The organism is Candidatus Poriferisodalis multihospitum, from assembly GCF_028283155.1.
Classification (GTDB): domain Bacteria; phylum Actinomycetota; class Acidimicrobiia; order Acidimicrobiales; family Poriferisodalaceae; genus Poriferisodalis; species Poriferisodalis multihospitum.
In genome coordinates, this window is the sequence record NZ_JAPYOK010000078.1 from 1 (window position 1) to 19,275 (window position 19,275).

Here is a 19,275-nt window from a genome sequence, read left to right on the forward strand (position 1 = left end):
GTGCGTGCGAGCCGCGCAGCCGTGCCGATGGACGTGATCTTCGGACCGGAACTCCGTGAGCACGCAGCCGGACGGTCACCAAGCACGGTCGCATCGAGCGCCCGCGCCGCTCACGACACAGCCGAAGACGTGTTCGAATCACAGACCGTCGTCCTCGACGCACCGGTTCCCCTGCCCGTCATCGAGGCGTTGGTCGCCAATCTGCCCAATGGCGTCGCCCGGCTCAAGGGCTTGGTGCAAGCGACGCCACCCGCGAGCGCAGACGACGCGAACGCCGCTGAAACCGCCTACCTGGTTGAAGCCATCGGCAAGCGCACGTCAATGACTCCCCACGCCACGGACCCCACCCAGCCACCACCCCGCTGGGCCATCAGCCTCATATCCCACAAGGGCTCCCTCGCCCCCGACTGGCTCGAGTCGCGGCTGCACGAGCGCAACTGAAGTTTGTGCCGCCGGGTGAGCGGCGGCGGTTGCATGCAAGACTCGTTGTGGCAAACGGCCAGCGCTGCCCGAATCCGCTCCCGAATTCCCGTCCCGGAGACCTGAGATGGCGATCACCATTCCTGAACCTGATGTCAACAACGTGTGGCGAACCGAGACACCGGGCAATGAGGGGTGGCTTCGATCGGCGCGACCGGATGCCGATGACAAGTTCTTCATGTGCTCGGCGGACGGGCATGTGCAGGAACCGAACACGTTCCTCTATGACCGCATCGATCCTGCGTATCACCACCGGCTGCCGACGATCGCCGTTACTAAGGCCATGGATGTTCACGGCAAGGGCGGGAAGGACGACAGCGCCAAGGGTGAAGGCGGCGGTGCGACTGACGAGCAGTTCTTTCAGAAGGCGGAGGGCTTCCGGCCGGCCAAGCTCAACTGGACCAAGCCCTTCGAAGGCCATGAGAAGCTGCGCAACCAGTCCGGGCGCAGCCCCGAGGCCCGGTTGGCCGATCTGGCGCTCGACGGCTGCGATGCCGAGGTCTTGTTTCCGAACAAGGGACTCAGCATCTGGGCCACCCCCGATGCCGACTTCAGTCACGCCATGTGCCGGGCCTACAACGAATGGGCTTGGGAGGAGTTCGCCGACTACAACGACCGGCTGGCCCCGATGGCCTGCATCGCTCCGGCGGCACTGGACAAGGCCATCGCCGAGATCCAACGGTGTGCTGGCCTCGGCTTCAAAGGCCTCAGCTTGCCGGCCAAGCCCGTCTTCGGACCGCCCGATGTGGACGATCTCAACTACAACCTGCGCGAGATGGAGCCGCTGTGGGACTGCATCGACGAGGTTGAGCTGCCGGTCACGTTCCACGTCTCAACCGGGCGTGACCCACGAACCTCCCGCAGCCAGGGCGGAGCGGTCATCAACTACGCAGTGCATTCGCTGGCACCCACCATGGAGCCGTTGGTCAACATCTGCGCCTCGGGCGTCGCCGAGCGGCACCCGAAGCTGCAGTTCGGTTCCATCGAGGCTGGCATCGGCTGGGTGCCGTGGATGCTGACCGCGATGGACGAGGCCTACCTCAAGCACCACATGTGGGTGCGTCCCAAGCTGGAGATGCTGCCCAGCGAGTACTTCAAGCGGCAGGGCTTCGCGAGCTTCCAAGAGGATCCCGCCGGCTTGGACCTTGCGCGCGAGCACGGCCTGGTCGACAACTTCCTGTGGGCAAACGACTTCCCGCACCACGAGGGCTCGTGGCCGTACTCCGCCCAGGCGATCGAACGCACGATGAGCCACCTGGACGACGGCGAGCGAGCCAAGATCCTCGGGCTCAATGCCGCCCGCATCTTCGGCTTCGAGATCCCCGAGCGCTACCTGGGCCACCCCGACGCCGCCGCAGTCGCGACCCAGCGCTGAAGCTCGCCCGTCCGCGATCGCGGGGACGCCGGAGGGGCAGCCGTGGGGCTGCTAGGCGTTGACGGCGTAGGGGACGGGGTCGCCGGCCAGGGCCAGATTGACCTGTTCGGCGATCTGGGTGCCGGCGCGGTCCTGTGCTTCGGTTGTGCTGGCACCGAGGTGCGGGGTGGCTACAACATCGGGTCGGCCGAAGAGCGGCGACTCGATCGCCGGTTCGGTTGCGTAGACGTCTATTGCTACACCGCCAAGGCGTCCAGCCTCCAGTGCCGCAGCAGCCGCCGCCTCGTCGAAAATGCCCCCACGGGCGGTGTTGACGATCAACGCATGCGGGCGGCACTTGGCCAGGTTTTCGGCCCCCAGCAGCCCCGCCGTCTCGGGCGTGCGGGGCATGTGCAGCGTGATGATGTCCGATCGCTCCAGCAGTTCGTCGAACTCGACCATCTCGACATCGGCGGCTCGGCCGGATTCCGCGCTCACATAGGGGTCGTAGGAGATGAGCGCTACGTCGAACGGCGCGATCCGCTGTGCGACCAGGCGGCCGACTCGGCCGAGGCCCACAATCCCGATGGTCTTGCGGTAGATCTCCATGCCGCCCCAGCGGCTGCGCTCCCAGCGGCCGTCTGCGAGTGCTTGGTGTGCTTGAGGCACGTGGCGAGCCAGCGCCAGCATGAGCGCCACCGTCATCTCTGCCGCAGACACCACGTTGCTGGACGGGGCGTTGCACACGAGCACGCCGCGCTCGGTTGCAGCGGCCACATCGACGTTGTCGAGCCCTACGCCGGCACGCCCGACGACGACGAGCGAATCGCCGGCTGCCAGGAGATCAGCATCGACCTGAGTCGCCGAGCGGATGACCAGCGCCTGTGCCCCGGCGACGGCGTCGCGCAGCTCGTCGGAGCTGAGCCCCGTACGGATGTCGACGTCGTGGCCGGCAGCGCGCAGCAGGTCGAGACCGGCGTCGGCCAACGTCTCGGCGACCAGGACTCGTGCCATGTCACCCGACCAGGTCTGCGATGCGGCTGATGCCTTCGGCAAGGTCGTCGAGCCCGAGAGCGAACGAGAAGCGTGCGTAGCCGGGGGCGCCGAAGGCCTCGCCGGGCACGAAGGCGACCTTGGCGTGCTCGAGCACGGCCGCCGCCAACTCGAGCGTGGTTGTGACTTCCGTGCCGCCGTAGCGGCGTCCCAGCAGCCCTTCCATGTTGGGGAATGCGTAGAAGGCGCCTTCGGGCTCGGGGCAGTCGACGCCGTCGATCGAGTTGAGCATCTCGGTGATGCGCTGGCGGCGCACGTCGAAGGCCGCCCGCATCATCGCCACCGCTTCGAGGTCGCCCGAGACCGCAGCAAGGGCCGCCGCTTGGGCGACGTTGCAGACGTTGGACGTGGCGTGGCTCTGCAGGTTGGTCGCCGCAGCGATGACATCGGGCGGTCCTGCCATCCACCCGACCCGCCAGCCAGTCATGGCGTAGGTCTTGGCGACACCGTTCAGCACGACGCAGCGGTCGGCGATCTCGGGCACCAGCACCGGCAGCGAATGGTGCTCGGCGTCGCCATAGATGAGGTGCTCGTAGATCTCGTCGGTGATCACCCACAGTCCGTGCTCGACGGCCCACTGGCCGATGGCCGCGATCTCGTCGTGCGGGTAGACAGCGCCGGTCGGGTTCGACGGCGACACGAACAGCAGCGCTTTGGTGCGCTCGGTGCGCGCCGCTTCGAGCTGTTCAACGCTGACCCGGAAGCCCGACTCAATGCCGGCGAATACCTCGACCGGGATGCCTCCGAACACCCGGATCGCCTCGGGATAGGTAGTCCAGTAGGGCGCCGGCAGCAGCACCTCGTCGCCTGGGTCCACCAGCGCCGCCATCGTGTTGTAGACGGCTTGCTTGCCGCCGTTCGTGACCAGGAACTGGCTGGCCTCCCAGTCGAGACCGCTGTCGCGCTTGGTCTTGGCTGCCAGAGCGGCTTGCAGCGCTAGTTGCCCCCCGGCGGGCGAATAGCGGTGATTGGCAGCGTCGCGGCACGCAGCCACCGCTGCGTCCACGATGTGCTCGGGTGTCGGGAAATCGGGCTCGCCCGCGCCGAAGCCGATCACGTTCTCCCCCGCCGCCCGCAGCGCCTTGGCCTTGGCATCCACCGCCAAGGTTGCCGACGGCGCGATGCCCGCCAGCGCTGTCGAAACTCGATTGCTCATTGGGCCTCTCCCGTCTGCTCGACGCGCTGCCGCGAACGCCCGACAGTCTCGCCGCCAAGTCACGTTGCGCCACCATCGGCAACTCGTTGCGAAAATGTGGTTGTCGGCAGCACAGCCGGGCGCAATAGTGGCAGCCAATGGCTGGCACCCCCCCATCGATTTCGATTCCCGCAGAACTGCGGCCTGCCGACGGGCGTTTCGGTTCAGGCCCGTCCAAGGTTCGGCCTGAGGCCGTCAAAGCACTCGAAGCTCGTGCGCTCGACTACATGGGCACGTCGCATCGTCGCACCGGCGTGCGATCTGTGGTGGGCCGGTTGCGCGCAGCCATGACTGAACTGTTCGGGCTGGGCGATGGCTGGGAGGTGGTGCTGGGCAACGGCGGCAGCACCGGCTTCTGGGACGCAGCGGCCTTCTCGCTGATCGAGCGCCGCTCCCAGCACCTGACCTTCGGCGAGTTCTCCGAGAAGTTCTCGGCCGTCACTGCTGCTGCCCCGCACCTGGACGACCCGGTGGTCATCACAGCGCCGTACGGCAGCCACCCCGTGCCCGAGACGGCGGATCCTGTGGCGATCGACGTGTACGCGCTGACGCACAACGAGACATCGACCGGCGTGGCGATGCCGCTGGCGCAGCCGCAACTGGACCCGTGCCGGCAAGGCGTGCCGCCAGCACTCGTCATGGTCGACGCCACCTCGGCGGCCGGTGCGATGACGTGGGATCCCCGAGATGTCGACTGCTACTACTTCGCTCCGCAGAAGGCGTTTGCGGCAGATGGCGGGCTGTTCATCGCGCTGTGCTCGCCGGCTGCTGTCGAGCGGATAGAGCGGATCGATGTTTCGGGCCGCTACAAGCCCGCCACGCTCGACTTGGCAATTGCCGTCCGCAATTCTCGCCAGGACCAGACCTACAACACCCCGGCGCTCGCCACGATCCTGCTGACGCTCGAGACCGCAGAATGGATGCTCGACGGCGGCGGGCTCGGTTGGGCTGCGTCCCGCTCGGCCGCGTCGAGCGGTGCCGTGTACGGCTGGGCAGCAGAACGCGATTTCGCCTCGCCATTCGTTGCGGACGAGGCCATGCGCTCCCCCGTTGTGTGCACCATCGACTTCGAGGGTGTCAGCGCAGACGACATCGCTGCAGCGCTGCGGGCCAACGACATCGTCGATACCGAGGGCTACCGCAAGCTGGGCCGCAACCAGCTGCGTATCGCGGCATTCCCTGCGATCGATCCGGCCGACGCCGAGGCGCTCACCGCCTGCATCGACTACATCGTCGAACGCCTCTAACGCTGCATCCATCAACCCTGCGGCGCGATCCTCGGATCGCCGCGACAGCTTCCCGGCAGGCGGTCAACTAACGGGAACGGCCTCGTCGAGCATCACTGCTTGATGACGAGGGTGCCTGCGGCCTTGTCGTGCCAGCCTTGGTAGACGCGGTCCCACGTCGCACTGACGTAGCAGAGGATCGACAGGAGCCAGCCCACCAGGGGGATGAGCGCAAGCAGCCCGGGAATGGCCTATCGACCGAATGCCTTGCCCCACCCGGGCAGGCCGCCGTGTGCCGCATGGATCACTCTGACGCCGACTATCCGCTTGCCCAAGGTCCGGCCCCACAGCGCGATCTGCACCACCTCGTAGCCGATACCGACGACGAGGCCGAGAAGGATGCCTGTCAGATCGAAGCCCGAGAAGTCCGCCGCGTCGCTGGAGCTCGACGCTGAGGCGAACACCAAGATCAGCGCGATGAGCACTGCCGCCACGATGATCGCGTCGAGCACGCGAGCGCCGAATCGAGCGCCGATTCGGGCCAATTCAACGGTCTCGCCGGATCCGAGTTCCGCCCAACCAGTCCGTCGGTTTCCATCGTGGGATGGGGGCTCGCCGTAGTCGCTCATCAATGGCCTCCGCCGTCGTGGATGCGGTCGACAGATTCGAGCGCGAACCTAGCGCGCTGACGAACGGAGTCCCCGACGCGTCTCGGTCGGCACTCGCCACACAAAGCGTGCCGGCGCGCTAATTCTGCGCGGGGTCGTCGGGATAGTGGGCCAGCAGCCGGGCGGGCGGTGACTGGCGCGCCAGCACGTCGTACCAGAGCGTGGTGGCATCGGCAGTCAGGTCGCCGGGCATCGAGTCGAACACCCACCAGCAGCCCGACTGCAGCTCGCCTCGCAACTGGCCGGGCCCCCACCCCGCGTGCCCGCCATAGATCCGGACGGCAACGACTGCGGTGTCCAGTTCGGCCGGATCGGCAGTGAGATCGACCAGCCCGACCGTCCCGTTGACGGTGCGCCACACGCCGCCGGCCTCGGACGACTCGGCGCCCGAGCCTTGGGGCGACAGTGACTCGCCGGCGGGCGGTTCTGCTGTTGCCCCGAGCGCGAGCAGACCCTGCGGCTCGACCGGCCCGCCGAGCCCTACTGCGGCTTCCTCCGCGAAGCGTGACGCCCAGCGTGGAACCGCGGCAGCGCATGAGATGTCCGACACGCGGTTGATGACCACGCCCAGCGTGCCCGCTTCCTGATGTTCGATCACGAACACGACCGTGCGATCGAAGTTGGGATCCACCAAGCGTGGCGTCGCCACGAGCAGGTCACCCGCAGTGGGCACCCGCACCGGCGTCACGACAACCTCGACCACGCCCCGATTCTGCCACCGCGCTGCAACGTCTCAGGCGCCCCCAACTGGGCGTGCCGCCTCGCGCGAAATGCCCAGCGGCTCAGGAAACGGCGCCGCCCGAGGCTGCGGTGACGTCTTGGCGGCCCGCGGTGATCCACGGCATCATGGCCCGCAGCTCCGCACCGACCTGCTCGATGGGGTGCTGCTGGCCCTCCTCGACCATCCGGCGGTAGTTGGGCAGCCCGTTGCGGTTCTCGTCGATCCACTCCCGGGCGAAGCTGCCGTCCTGGATCTCCGCCAGGATGCGCTTCATCTCCGCCCGTGTCTCGTCGGTGATGATGCGTGAGCCGCGGGTCATATCGCCGTACTCGGCTGTGGTCGAGATGGAGTAGCGCATGCCCGAGATCCCGGCCTCGTAGATGAAGTCGACGATCAGCTTCACCTCGTGCAGCGTCTCGAAGTAAGCCGACTCGGGCTGGTAGCCAGCCTCCACCAGCGTCTCGTAACCGGCCCGGATCAGCTCGGTGAGGCCGCCGCAGAGCACCACCTGCTCGCCGAACAGGTCGGTCTCGGTTTCCTCAGCAAACGTGGTGGTGAGCACGCCGCCCCGTGTGCCGCCGATTCCCTTGGCATAGGCCAGAGCGTCGGCCAGCGCTTGCCCGCTGGAGTCCTGGTGAATCGCCACGAGCGCCGGAACGCCGCCGCCCTCGACGTAGGTGCGCCGGACGTTGTGGCCCGGTCCCTTGGGTGCGATCATCCACACGTCCACGTCGTCAGGCGGGCTGATCTGGCCGAAGTGGATGTTGAAGCCATGCGAGAAGGCAACTGCATTGCCCGGCTGCAGGTTCGGCGCGATCGAATCCTCGTAGATGGCTGCCTGATCGGTGTCCGGCAGCGCCATCATGATGATGTCGGCTTCGGCAGCCGCCCCCGCAACATCGGCCACGCGCAGGCCCTCGGCCTCTGCCTTGGCGCGAGATGACGAGCCAGCCCGCAGCCCCACCACGACGTCCACGCCGCTGTCGCGCAAGTTCAGGGCGTGAGCGTGACCCTGCGAGCCATAACCCATGACCGCCACAGTGCGGCTAGCGAGCTGGCTGAGGTCTGCGTCTTCTTCGTAATAGATGGTCGCGGGCATTCGTGTAGTTCCTCTCCGAGTCAGCGTTGGCGGGAGTCTGCCAGTCTCAGGCGGTCATGCCGACGGCGGGCTCATCGGCATCGAGCGCCCGCAGCGCAATGCGGCCCGTGCGCTGGAGCACGTGCAGGCCGAACGGACGCAGTTGGCGCTCGCACCGGTCGAGCCGGTCTGGATGGGCGCTCACGCTCACAATGGCCTCGCCATCGGCGTGATCGAGCACTTCCCCGCCGTACTCGGAGATCACATCGGTGACGGCTTCGAGGTCGGCGGCGCCGACGCGGGCCAGCATCAGCTCCCGCTCGAGCGAATCGGACGGGTGCAGCTCGCTGATGTTGATGACGTTGACGAGCTTGTCGAGCTGCTTCGCGATCTGGTTGACGTCGGTGTTGTGGACATCGACCACGATCGTGATGCGGCTGTAGGAGGGGTCGGCCGTCGGGGCCACTGCCAGCGAGAAGATGTTGAAGCCACGCCGGCTGAACAGCCCGGCGATGCGCGCGAGAACGCCGAACTTGTTCTCCACAATGGCCGCGAAGATGTGCAGGTCGGGCTCCTGCGGCAGGCTCACCACCGCGGATTCCTCAGGGGACAGGTTCGTGCCCTGCGCGCCGCTCACGACGGCGCCGAGCCCTTCAAGGCCGCGTCGGCATCGCCCTCGGGACCGAGGATGATGTCGTCGTTGGAGCCGCCGGCCGGCACCATCGGATACACCTTCTCCTCGGTGTCGACTCGGAAGTCGATCACCACCGGACGGTCGTTGACAGCGTTCGCCTTGGTGATGGCGGGAACGACTTCCTCCGCTGATTCCACCCGGATGCCGACGCAGCCCATCGCCTCGGCCCAGCCCACGTAATCGGGGTGGTCGGCGCTGAGGTACACCTCGCTGTAGCGCTCGGCATAGAAGAGCTCCTGCCACTGGCGCACCATGCCCAAGTAGGCGTTGTTGAGGATGCCCACCTTCACGGGGATGTTCTCTGCACTGGCGGAGATCAGCTCCTGAGCGGTCATCTGGAAACAGCCGTCGCCGTCGATGGCCCACACCGTTCGATCCGGTCGGCCCACCTTGGCCCCGATGGCCGCAGGCACGGCGAATCCCATGGTTCCCAGACCGCCCGAGTTCACCCAGGTGTAGGGGTGGTCGAACTGCCAGAACTGGCTGGCCCACATCTGGTGCTGGCCCACGCCCGCCACGACGATCGTGTCGTCAGGAGTGTGATCACGCAGCTGCTCCACCACGTACTGCGGCTTGAGCGGGTGGCCGCCCGACGGCTGGTCATAACTCAGCGGGTACTGCTCCTGCCATCCGGACACAGTCGACTTCCACGCAGATCGGTCCGCCATCTCATCGGCGGCGGCGCTACCGTCGCTGGGGCGCAGCGCTTCGATCAGTGCTTCGACTGCCACCTTGGCATCGCCGGCGATCGGCACATCGGGCACCCGCACCTTGCCGTGTTCGGCCGGGTCGATGTCGACGTGTATGACCTTGGCACCCGGGGCGAAATGCGCGGGATTGCCCGTGACCCGGTCGTCGAACCGTGCCCCGAGGTTGATGAGCAGGTCGGCCTGCTGCATCGCGGTCACCGCGGTGTAGTTGCCGTGCATGCCGGGCATCCCGAGACACAGCGGGTGACGATCGGGGAACACGCCACGCGCCATCAAGGTTGTCACCACGTGGATCTCGCACATCTCGGCGAGCTCCCGCAGCGCTTCGGCCGCCCTCGCCTTCAGCAATCCCCCGCCGGCGTAGATGACGGGGCGCTGCGCCGTGCGGATGAGCTGGGCGGCTTCGGCAATGGCGGCCGGGTCGACCTCGTGGCGGGGCCGGTAGCCGGGCAGGTCGACGTCGTCGGGCCAATACCACTCCATCGTCGCGTTGCTGACGTCCTTGGGCAGGTCGATCAGCACCGGGCCCGGACGCCCCGTCGTGGCGATGTGAAATGCCTCGGCCACGATGCGCGGGATGTCGGCCGGGTCGGTCACTAGGTAGTTGTGCTTGGTCACGGCCATGGTGATGCCGGTGGTGTCGCACTCCTGGAAGGCGTCGGAGCCGATAGCCGACATGGCGACCTGGCCGGTCACGACGACCATCGGGATCGAGTCCATGAAGGCGTCGCACAGCGGTGTCACGATGTTCGTGGCTGCAGGCCCGCTCGTGACCATCGCCACGCCCGGCTTGCCCGTGACGTGCGCGTAGCCCTGCGCCATATGACCGGCGCCTTGTTCATGGCGCACGAGGACGTGGCGGATCGACGAGTCGAGCACGGGGTCGTAGACCGGGAGGATTGCCCCGCCGGGCAGGCCGAACATGACTTCGACTCCGCTCATCTCCAGGCTTCGCATCAGTGCCTGGGCGCCGGTGAGCTCCATGAAGATTCTCCTGAAACAAAAAAGCCCCCCGAGCGGGAGGCAGGGCGAGCGCGGACGAAGCGGCTCGCCTAGATGAGTACCCCTCCTGTCGCGCCGCGCCTCGCAGGCTCGGCCGGGCAGCCGGTTCGGCGTGCTGACGCGCTCACCGGCACATTCTGTCGTGCCATTCCGGCGTCCACAACCTGACGGGTGCGGGCGCAGCGCCAGATCGTGCGCCTGCTGTGGAGGCGGCAGGCGGGCGTACATTGGCCGAGTGCGGGGTGGACGGTTGTTCAGCATCGCAACCTGTGCTGCGGCCATCACTGCCGTGGCGCTGGCGGCGGCGTGTTCTGACATCGGAATCGGCGACGGCACCGGCCCTGCCGTCAGCGGTCCAGGCGACGGAGGCAGCGCCGCGACTAGCGAGCCTGCGACCACCTTGCCGCTGACGCAGACTCCCGAGTACATCGCATCAAACACGCCCTGTCCGCCGGGTCTGACCGAATTGGACGCGACACCGCTGGGCGAGGTGGCGCCCGGGCGTTCCGTGAAGCTGGTGCCGTATATCGATCTGACTGAGTCGACGGTGATGGTCTTCGACAGTGCCGGCACAGCAGGCGGCGGATTCGTGGGCGATCGCCAGGGACGCATCTGGCGATTTGCTCCCAACTTCGCGGCGCAGGCCGGCCGCGACTTCGGTGCGGTCATCAGCGGGGAACCCGTTGCCGATTTCTCCTCGAACACGGCGGCCGAGCACGATCAAGGCCTGGTGGGCATGACGCTGGGCCCCGACGGGCGGTTGTGGATCAACCGCACCGACCGCCACGGGTCCAGCGTGCTCACCGTGCTCACGCCGAGCGCGGATCGAAGCACGCTGGAGGGCCCCTACGCCGATGTGCTGGAGGTGGAGCAGACCAATGCACAGCACAACGGCGGCGACTTGCTGTTCGATCCGGACGGGCTGCTCTACGTGTCGTTCGGTGACGGCGGCGGCCTCGGCGATCCGCGCCATCACGGTCAGAATCTCGCCACGCCGCTCGGGGCTGTGCTGCGATTCGCCGTCGAGGGCGGCGGCAGCGCCGATCCAGGCGACTGGCGCTTGATACCGGCGCCCGGCAACCCCGATCTCGGGCCCGGCAGCGACCCCCACATCTGGGCCTATGGGGCGCGCAACCCGTTCCGCATCTCGCTCGACGAGTCGACCGGCACGTTGTGGATCTCCGACGTCGGCCAACAGTGCATGGAAGAGGTCACGGTGCTCGGGCTCGACGAGGCCGGTGCCAACTTGGGCTGGAACTCCTATGAAGGCAGCCGCCGATTCGTCGGCACCGAACTCGACCACCACCGCAAGCCCGACTTCGAGTACCGGCACGGGCGCGGCCTCTGCGCGGTCATCGGCGGGCACGTCTACCGCGGCAGCGAGCTGGACTGGCTGACCGGACGCTACGTGTTCGCCGATCTCTGCGGGGGTGACATCTACGCAGTCGCGGTGCAACCGGGTGCGGGACCCGACGAAGTGTGGAGCCTGGGTGTCAGCACGCCGCGACCGGTCGGATTCGGTGTGGACGCTGCTGGCGAGCTGTACGTGATCGACATCGAGTCCGGCGTGTGGCGCCTCGCCGGATGACGCAGGCAGCATCGACCGGATCGGGGACGTAGCCGTGTTCCGCCGCACGGTCTACGACCGAGAAATCCTGCTGCTCGCAGTGCCGGCGTTCGGCGCGCTGATCGCGGAGCCGCTGTATGTGCTCACCGACAGGGCGATCGTCGGGAGACTCGGCACGCCCGAACTCGCCGGGCTTGCGATCGCCTCCGCCATCCTGCTCAGTGCTCACGCAATTCTGATCTTCCTCGCCTACGGCACGACCGGCCTCGTCGGCCGGCTGGTGGGCGCCGGATCGCTGCGTCGAGCAGCCGAACAGGGCATCGCGAGCTGGCGCTGACGTACCTGCGGATCAGCCTCCTGGGCTTCACGGCGCTGCTCATGGGGATGGCAGCCACCGGCTACCTGCGAGGCACCCAGGACACCGTCACTCCGCTGGTGATCGTGGTGATCTCCGCAGCGGCGAACGTGCTCATCGAGCTGCTGCTGGTGTTCGAACTCGACATGGGCATCGCCGGCGCGGCGTGGTCGACCGTCATCGCGCAGTGGGGTGCCGCCATCGCCTTTGCGGTCGCCGTCGCTCGGCGCGCTCGGTTGGCAGGGGCGACGCTGCGATTCGTTGCCGCCGCCGCGCGTCGCTACGCGCTCGTCGGCGCCCAAATGTTCGTGCGCACGGCATCGTTGCGGGCCGCGTTCGTGCTCACCACGGTCTTTGCCGCGCACATCGGCACCACCGAAGTGGCGTCCCACGAGATTGCACTGCAAGTCTGGTCGTTCTTCTCGCTGGCCCTCGATGCGGTGGCCATCGCCGGTCAGGCCATGGTGGCCAAGGAACTCGGCGCCAGCAGGCCCGAGGTGGCACGTGCCGCGAGCGTCAGGATGATCGGCATGAGCATTCAGCTCAGCGTCGTATTCGGAGCGGCGGTGGTGCTGCTGCGAGCACCGATCGCCGCGATCTTCAGCACTGATCCTGATGTGGTGTCCCTCGCCGGGTTCCTGTTGCTGTTCGTGGCCTTCTCACAGCCGGTCAATGCCGCCGCGTTCGCCTTCGACGGCATCTTCATCGGTGCTGGCGATCTGGGCTTTCTGGCATGGGCGATGGCCGGCGCTGCTGTCGGTTTTTCGGTCGTCGGGGGTGCCGTGCGCCTGCTGGATCTGGGCATCGGCTGGGTATGGGCTGCGCTTATCCTGTTCATGTGCTTTCGCGTCGCACCGCAGTGGGTGCGCTTTCGCGGTGACGCGTGGCTGCGCACCGGAGAGAGCTGAGCTGCCCGGCTACTTCCAGAGACGCACCATGAATCTGTGCTCTTCTTCGATCAGATCCGGCTCGGAGCCGTTGTGCGATGCCATGACTGGCACGACCTTGTTGCGTATCCCCATACCGCGGGCATCGACGTAGCGGTAGTCGCGCATGAAGTTCACAAGAACTTGATTGCGTGCGTAGCGCGCTCCCGCTCGCATACCACCGACGGTGACCGTATTCGGTAACCGGCCAGGGCTTTGGACTTCAAGGCGGTCGGAGAAGATGCTCAACATGATGTCGGTGCCCAAGATGCTGTAGTCGCGGTGAACCACGGCGTTGACGAGAACCTCACGAAGCGCCGACTCCGGGTAGTCCCACCGTTGCACGCTTCGAGCGTCTTGCAGTGCAGCCGAGACCCCGATATTCCGGCGCACAAAATCCCAGGCACGATCGACAACGCCCGTCTCTAGAAGCGCTCCGTCGTCACTCTGCAGGGGGACCAGCGGACCCGTGATCTTCTCGTCTGCCCGCACTGCATAGTCCGGCGCCGATCCGTCGTAGCAAACGGCCCGAATTCCGGATTGAGGAAGGAAGCGGGCGACCCGGCGTCCAAAGAGCAGCATGCCATCCACCGTCGCGAGAGTTTGCCCATGTGACCTGGTGGCCAACTCAAGGTTGCAAAGCAATTGGGCCCACGATTCTGAGCCGGGTAAAGGATGGTCACCATCAGCCAGGACACGATTGAAGTAGTCCAGCAGTCGCCGTGTGTCGAGATCGTCTAGCGAGGTCCCCGGCACCGGCTTCAGGCCGTACCGCAAGCCGCCGGACTGCTGGTACAACCGCTGTTCTTCCTCCCGCGTTGCGTCGCGCGTCGTCGTGCCGACACGAACCTTGGTAACCCAGTGCGAGCCTTGTTTGGCCTTGTACGGCTTATCGGGCGCGTTAGCTGGCACAGTCACAATGCCCACCGCAACGCCATCATCGGCCTCAACCACCTCCCAGGTTGGGATGATCGAGGGCTGGAGGCTATTGCTGGCGACTTGCATCACCCACTCTTCTGCCTTGACGGTCGCCCGAGTCAGTCCTGAGATCGATCTGTCATCCTCTACCCCAAGCAGCACATGTCCACCGTCGAGATTCAGGAGCCCCGCAAGTCTCGAGGCCAAACTCTCCGGCGGGATGACATCCCGCTTGAACTCGACACGCGAGTTCTCGCCGCCGGCAATCAGCTGTAGCAAGTCGGTCCGATTCATAACTCACATTCAGAATCCGTACTTGCGGCGACGCCGCTCGAAGGCGTCCTTGCCTCCCTCAAGGACCTCCTCAACCAGCGTCCGAACTGGTGACGAGTCAATGGATCCCATGTGTTCAGAGTCGATAAACGCGTGACCGACATCCTCCACCTCATCGGCCTCGCCAGTCGCATCGAGGCCCAGAATGAGCTCTGCGTCGCCGAGTACCGGGATGTTCGCATTGTGAGTAGAGAAGACGAATTGGCGACGACGCTTGCTCTCGCGCATTTTCTCGACGATCACCTCGCTGATGAAGCGGTTGTCAAGGTCATCCTCGGGCTGGTCGATGATCAGTGGAGCATCCGAATCCAGCAGTAGCAACAACAGAACTGCGGTTGCCTTTTGTCCCTTTGACAGTTGGTCTAGTGATTGCCAGATCTCGTCGCGCTGGTCTCCGGACGTATTCAGAAACAGATCAGTCGTCGGAGGCAGCTGGAGTTCCTCAATCTTCATGAAGGCGCTCTCTCCGGCGCCGGCCAAGTTCTCGGCTTGCGTCCTCGTGATGCCATAGTGCTTGACTAACTCGACGGCGCCGCTTCGGCAGCGTGAAACGAAGTCGGGCAAAGACAACTGATCCATCGACTCAAGTTGCCTGATCGCCTCCGTCAGTCGACCACCGACCTCATCGCGGAGCAAGTCCGCCAGAGGATCTCGGTCGCCCGCAGCCGTGACCTCCACCTTGACGTAGCCGCGCAGCCATTTGTTGACCCTCTTCGCAGCACGGGACAGATCGCGGAACTGGCTGGCCTTCACGCCTTCCCACTCGTCGAGCAGATTGCGCCGACGCTGACGCGCTTCAGCGTGCAGTTTCGATAGCGCCGCCTGACGATCCTCGAGCGGCTGCAGGCTTTCGATGCTGGACCGCAAGCGAATGAACTCTTCGCCGTCGATCGCCGACTTCTGCAGATCACGCAAAATCGTCTGATACTCCGCATCGATCACGGACTTGTGATCCATCCAACTTGACGAGATCGCTGCGATGCGCTCATCTGCTGTCGCAAGCGCTCTCTCGATTCGGCCGGTCGCGTCCTCCAGTGCGGTGCTCAGTTCTTGCAACACCTCGTTGGCCCTGTCGAGAATCGATCCCCCGGGCAGATCAGCCAACGCTCGCTCTGAGACGAAGGCGCGGTCCAACGGAAGCTCCTGACGCAGTGTCTCCACTGAATCGCGCAGCGGTTGCAGACGCTCAGGTATCGACTCAACAATCTGAGACTCTCGAACCAGCAGGCTCTGGTCGCGGAGGCGTTCTTCGAGACCGGCCTCTTGAAAGCGCTCCAGCGTTTCTTGGAGCTGAGGGAGTGCCGAAAGGCGTTCCTCGATTTCTTCGATCTCAGCTTGCGTGTCCAGCAGGGACTTCCGAGAGGATTGAAGCTCGCGCAGAATGCCCGTCTTGCGTGCGTCAGTGTCGAGATCGCCGCGTACGAAGCGGTGAAGAAGACGCGTCAACTTGGGACGGCTCCGGGTGAGCTCGGAAATCTCGTGCTGTCCATAGACCTCGGCACGGGGCAAGACGTCTGCGGGAAGCAGATTCGATACCTCCCCGAACTCATTCCGCACAATGGCGGGATTAGGCACTGTGCGTTCGATGCGGTAGCTGCGCTCGGCAGGGTGTAGCGAGCGCACCACGAGCGTCACCTTGGTACCGCTCCGGAGCACGTGGCGCACAATGTCTCGATGCGCATTGCGCGCTTCGTCACCCACCGGCTCGAGATCCAACACGTAGCGGATGCTCTCGATCACGGTGGACTTACCGGTGCCTCGTCCTCCGATGAGGACGTTGAGATTCGGGTTGAAATGGATGGCGCCTCCATCTAGAAACCCGCCTCCCTCCCAGGTGATGGCCACTAGCTCCGAATGCTCATCTGGCGGCTCATCCGTGTTGAGACGAATCCGCGAGTCCGGGTCAAGAAAAGCCTGACGGAGTCCCTCGACGCCTGGCTGGCCAGAAAACTTGATCAGAGTCGTAGCGCCAGGGTCGTCCAGGTCCTCGATCCGAGCGACATCCTTAGCGTTGACCACGGCGATCGCTTGTTGTTTGCCTGCCAGATAGGAGCGCTGGTATTCCGGCACTTGGTTACGAACGATCGCGCGTGGCCCTTCTTGGAGCTCGTCGATAGAAGATGGAATCTGAATTGCGAGCAGATGTTCGTTTCTCCACGCCAATGCTCGGGCGTTTTTTTGGAGCGCCTGAAATAGTCCCTTAGAACCGATGGCATGCGCCGCGACTGCGACGCCACCCTGACTAGGCACCGTGGCGAGGATCGCTGCAAAGTCCTTACTGCAAGGTTGACTCGACGGTTCCGTTTCGCGTATGCCGAACTCGCCCAGGAAGCGTTCGAGTTGGGCGGCGTCCGTGTCAGCGCCATAGATGCACAGGACGTGGATGCCGTCTGTCGACTCGACCTCGAATCCAGGGAGCACCGTCAGATCGGATCCGGTGGCAGCCGCTTGAAATGCCTCTACGTCCCGAACACTGTTGTGATCCGTGATTGCAAGTGCGCCGATCTCTAGCTCGAGGGCTCGCGCGATCAGCTTCGACGCGTAGCTCGCAGAGTCCCCATCACTAGGAGCGCTGCGGTAGCTCGCTCCATAGTGGTGTGGGTTCACCTGAAGGGCACAGCGAACGAACTCCGCGCCGCTCGGCAGTTGGCCGGCGGCCGCAATCACGTCGGTAGCGATGTCGGTCATTTGTGTCCTCAAGGTCACCGAGACTCCGCTGGCGAAGACTGCGCGCGAGGATACGACCGCTGCGGGTAACCCGACGGACCACTTCTCGCGTGCTACACAGGCTTTGCGGCGCGGCGCGAACACGGGATTGGCGGCGCTTCCGCCACCGTGACCGCGAACGACCGTCGTCACGGCTCCCACGGCGTTGCGGGCCACCCTGGATTCGTCGGCGATGGTCTGCGCCCAAGCCTCAGGGCCGTCGACAATGGCCTGGTCGAAGGTGCTTCGAACTCGTTGCCGGCCATCGGTTCCTAACTCGACGCGGCTCAAGGAACAGTGCCGCCCAACGGATGTCGACGAGACCTACAGCGACACTACTCAACGGCAGACGGCAACGTCCTGTGCCGGTCTGGACTAGACACGCGCCGATGCATTCGGCGCGAAGGAGAGACATCGCATGCGCATAGGCCAAGCTGCCATGAATGCTGCTCTCGGGGATCTACAGGAGCTCCAGTGGAGCATGCAGTTGGCCTCGCTGTACGAGTCGTTCCTCGTGGCGAAGTGGCTTGATCGTCATGGGCGATACGCAATCCAACCGACAGTCGAGGATGTCAACCAAGCTGTGGCCGAGCTCTTTGTGGTCGATCCCGGACACAGCAGTGGACGCCTGAGTCCGTTCCGTTACGACTGGAGAGTTGCAGATGCATCGGGCCGCAAGACGGTCTGGAACAACACGACACGCGGCCCGAAGGTTGCTACATCGATCTTTGAGGGGGACGACATCCGCCATGGCCTTCGACCCGATGCAGCAGCAATCGTGCAGGGGCATCTCCGGGACTCAGACTTGCCGAGCAAGCTGGCCCTGGCCTGCCTCATCCTCAGAAACAATGAGGACTTCGCGCCCGATGCGCGGTGGGAGGACGCAATCGACCGCTTACAGCTGGCTCTCGGCCTCACTGACTTGGAACTCTCCCAGATCACGGTGTCCCGGGCACTCGGACCTGCCCTGGCATCGGGCGCCGAGTGGTTGGTATCGGGGCTGCCCGAGAATCTGGCTCCGCCAACACTCAAAGCGGTACCTCAATCGTCACAAGGGGGCGAGGGTGGCGACGAGGTCATCGTCAATTCCCGTACAGAGCGAATGCTTCGGAGGGCCGTCAGCAACTTTGCGTCGGTCTTGCTTGTCGGCCCACCTGGTACAGGCAAGGGACGCTTAGTGCGGTGGATCGCCGACGAGGCCCGAAGCGACCCGGTCAGTTTCGGGTTTCCTGAAGGAACCGACCCGAACCCGATGTGGAGGACGCCGGACGAGAGCTGGTCGGCGTTTGAGATGATCGGTGGCTTGGCACCGAGGGACGGTGAACTGGCTTGGTCGAACGGGCTTCTTCTGAACAGTTTGGCGGAGGATCGCTGGCTTGTCCTTGACGAGACGAACCGCGCAGACATGGACAAGATCATGGGCCCATTGCTGACGTGGCTTGCAGGGCAGGAGGTGGAGGTCGGCCGAACTGCTGCTCACGATGGACATGCCGTCTTGCTCGGCTGGAGCGACGATGCCGCGAGTACCGCAATGGATCCTGGTGGTGCCGGGCATCCCACCGCCTTCGTCGCCGGAACAAGTTGGCGGCTGCTCGGCACGTACAACCCTCAGGATGCGCAGCGCGTGTTCCGGTTTGGTCAGGCGCTGTCGCGTCGGTTCACTACGGTGCCAGTCCCAGCATTGAGCCCGGGCGAGTTCGAGTCGCTTCTCGAAACACGGTGTCCCGAGTTGAGCGACGAAGCCAAGGCTTCGATCGTTGGCCTGTACTCGGCGCACTATGCGAGCGCCGAGACAGTCTTGGGCCCGGCCGTATTTCTTCGGGCGGGGGCGTACCTGACGAACATGGAACCGCAAGAGAGCACAGACGAACTCACGGCCGAGGCCTACGTGCTGTCGCTCGGGAAGTACCTCAGTTCTTTCGATGATCTCGTCTTCGAGGACCTCGGCCGCCGCGTCCTGGAAGACGAAGATGCGGCGCTAGGCGCAGCGCAATGGGCTTGGGTGGCACTGCAGAGGAGAATCCTCAGTTGAATGCGCCAGCTCTCCCACGCTCCGGGCTCGATGAGTTACTGCGGGGCTGGATCGGCGACGGAGACTTGCCCCGCGCCGTAGCGGCAAGCCGAACTGACGATCACGACTGGACTGAGCGCGACATTCGTCAGCGTGGCCAGCGCATCGCGCTAGCTCAACTTGCAGATGACTTCGAGCGATTGCCGAAGAGCGAACGCGAGTGGGCAGCCGCGCTGCCTGTGGCGTCACATTCGACCAAGGCAGTCTCGATGGTGCCA

The 19,275-nt window shown here is 65.2% G+C and carries 16 protein-coding genes; 7 read left to right on the top strand and 9 right to left on the bottom strand.

Going from position 1 to position 19,275, the window contains the following annotated elements:
* Nucleotides 1-441, top strand: a 441-nt coding sequence (locus VI480_RS07190) for a hypothetical protein (RefSeq protein WP_323672143.1), incomplete at its 5' end; no start/stop codon positions are given.
* A 106-nt stretch (nt 442-547) separates the two neighbouring features.
* Nucleotides 548-1,855: an amidohydrolase family protein gene (locus VI480_RS07195; RefSeq protein WP_323672144.1), complete on the top strand. Its 1,308-nt coding sequence runs from the start codon at nt 548-550 to the stop codon at nt 1,853-1,855.
* Between the two features lie 51 nt (nt 1,856-1,906).
* Here VI480_RS07195 and VI480_RS07200 read toward each other — a convergent pair whose 3' ends face one another.
* Both VI480_RS07200 and VI480_RS07205 read right to left on the bottom strand, forming a co-directional pair.
* Nucleotides 1,907-2,848 (bottom strand): hydroxyacid dehydrogenase, encoded by a 942-nt coding sequence (locus VI480_RS07200; protein WP_323672145.1) that lies wholly within the window; start codon nt 2,846-2,848, stop codon nt 1,907-1,909.
* A 1-nt stretch (nt 2,849) separates the two neighbouring features.
* Complete coding sequence (locus VI480_RS07205) at nt 2,850-4,043, bottom strand: pyridoxal phosphate-dependent aminotransferase (RefSeq protein ID WP_323672146.1); 1,194 nt, start codon at nt 4,041-4,043, stop codon at nt 2,850-2,852.
* Nucleotides 4,044-4,180: 137 nt separating this feature from the next.
* Between VI480_RS07205 and serC the strand changes: the two genes are divergently transcribed.
* Nucleotides 4,181-5,329 carry a phosphoserine transaminase gene (gene serC / locus VI480_RS07210; protein ID WP_323672147.1) on the top strand — a complete coding sequence of 383 codons (1,149 nt, stop codon included), beginning with the start codon at nt 4,181-4,183 and terminating at the stop codon, nt 5,327-5,329.
* A gap of 230 nt (nt 5,330-5,559) precedes the next feature.
* On the opposite strand, the gene VI480_RS07215 is transcribed toward serC, so the two are convergent.
* The 5 genes from VI480_RS07215 to VI480_RS07235 form a co-directional block, all read right to left on the bottom strand.
* Nucleotides 5,560-5,937 carry an RDD family protein gene (locus VI480_RS07215; RefSeq protein ID WP_323672148.1) on the bottom strand — a complete coding sequence of 126 codons (378 nt, stop codon included), beginning with the start codon at nt 5,935-5,937 and terminating at the stop codon, nt 5,560-5,562.
* A 118-nt stretch (nt 5,938-6,055) separates the two neighbouring features.
* Nucleotides 6,056-6,679, bottom strand: a complete 624-nt coding sequence (locus VI480_RS07220; RefSeq protein WP_323672149.1) for a YqgE/AlgH family protein — start codon at nt 6,677-6,679, stop codon at nt 6,056-6,058.
* A gap of 79 nt (nt 6,680-6,758) precedes the next feature.
* The gene (gene ilvC, locus VI480_RS07225) at nt 6,759-7,796 is read right to left on the bottom strand and encodes a ketol-acid reductoisomerase (RefSeq protein WP_323672150.1); all 1,038 of its coding nucleotides are present in this window, start codon (nt 7,794-7,796) and stop codon (nt 6,759-6,761) included.
* Between the two features lie 46 nt (nt 7,797-7,842).
* The gene (gene ilvN / locus VI480_RS07230) at nt 7,843-8,412 is read right to left on the bottom strand and encodes an acetolactate synthase small subunit (RefSeq protein ID WP_323672151.1); all 570 of its coding nucleotides are present in this window, start codon (nt 8,410-8,412) and stop codon (nt 7,843-7,845) included.
* Nucleotides 8,409-10,163 (bottom strand): acetolactate synthase large subunit, encoded by a 1,755-nt coding sequence (locus VI480_RS07235; protein WP_323672152.1) that lies wholly within the window; start codon nt 10,161-10,163, stop codon nt 8,409-8,411. Before VI480_RS07235 ends, ilvN begins: the two co-directional genes overlap by 4 nt.
* 268 nt (nt 10,164-10,431) lie before the next feature.
* Between VI480_RS07235 and VI480_RS07240 the strand changes: the two genes are divergently transcribed.
* Genes VI480_RS07240 through VI480_RS07250 form a run of 3 tightly spaced genes read left to right on the top strand, consistent with a single transcriptional unit; the run spans nt 10,432 to nt 13,011 of the window.
* Nucleotides 10,432-11,769: a PQQ-dependent sugar dehydrogenase gene (locus tag VI480_RS07240; RefSeq protein ID WP_323672153.1), complete on the top strand. Its 1,338-nt coding sequence runs from the start codon at nt 10,432-10,434 to the stop codon at nt 11,767-11,769.
* A gap of 34 nt (nt 11,770-11,803) precedes the next feature.
* Nucleotides 11,804-12,085: an MATE family efflux transporter gene (locus tag VI480_RS07245; RefSeq protein ID WP_323672154.1), complete on the top strand. Its 282-nt coding sequence runs from the start codon at nt 11,804-11,806 to the stop codon at nt 12,083-12,085.
* Nucleotides 12,086-12,096: 11 nt separating this feature from the next.
* Nucleotides 12,097-13,011, top strand: a complete 915-nt coding sequence (locus VI480_RS07250) for an MATE family efflux transporter (protein ID WP_323672165.1) — start codon at nt 12,097-12,099, stop codon at nt 13,009-13,011.
* Nucleotides 13,012-13,020: 9 nt separating this feature from the next.
* On the opposite strand, the gene VI480_RS07255 is transcribed toward VI480_RS07250, so the two are convergent.
* Together VI480_RS07255 and VI480_RS07260 are read right to left on the bottom strand one after the other, a co-directional pair.
* Nucleotides 13,021-14,241 carry an ATP-binding protein gene (locus VI480_RS07255; protein ID WP_323672155.1) on the bottom strand — a complete coding sequence of 407 codons (1,221 nt, stop codon included), beginning with the start codon at nt 14,239-14,241 and terminating at the stop codon, nt 13,021-13,023.
* 9 nt (nt 14,242-14,250) lie between these two features.
* Nucleotides 14,251-16,968 (bottom strand): TrlF family AAA-like ATPase, encoded by a 2,718-nt coding sequence (locus VI480_RS07260; RefSeq protein ID WP_416246662.1) that lies wholly within the window; start codon nt 16,966-16,968, stop codon nt 14,251-14,253.
* Between the two features lie 499 nt (nt 16,969-17,467).
* On the opposite strand from VI480_RS07260, the gene VI480_RS07265 reads away from it, so the two are divergent.
* Nucleotides 17,468-19,018 (top strand): AAA family ATPase, encoded by a 1,551-nt coding sequence (locus VI480_RS07265; protein WP_323672157.1) that lies wholly within the window; start codon nt 17,468-17,470, stop codon nt 19,016-19,018.
* The last annotated feature ends 257 nt before the right edge of the window (nt 19,019-19,275 follow it).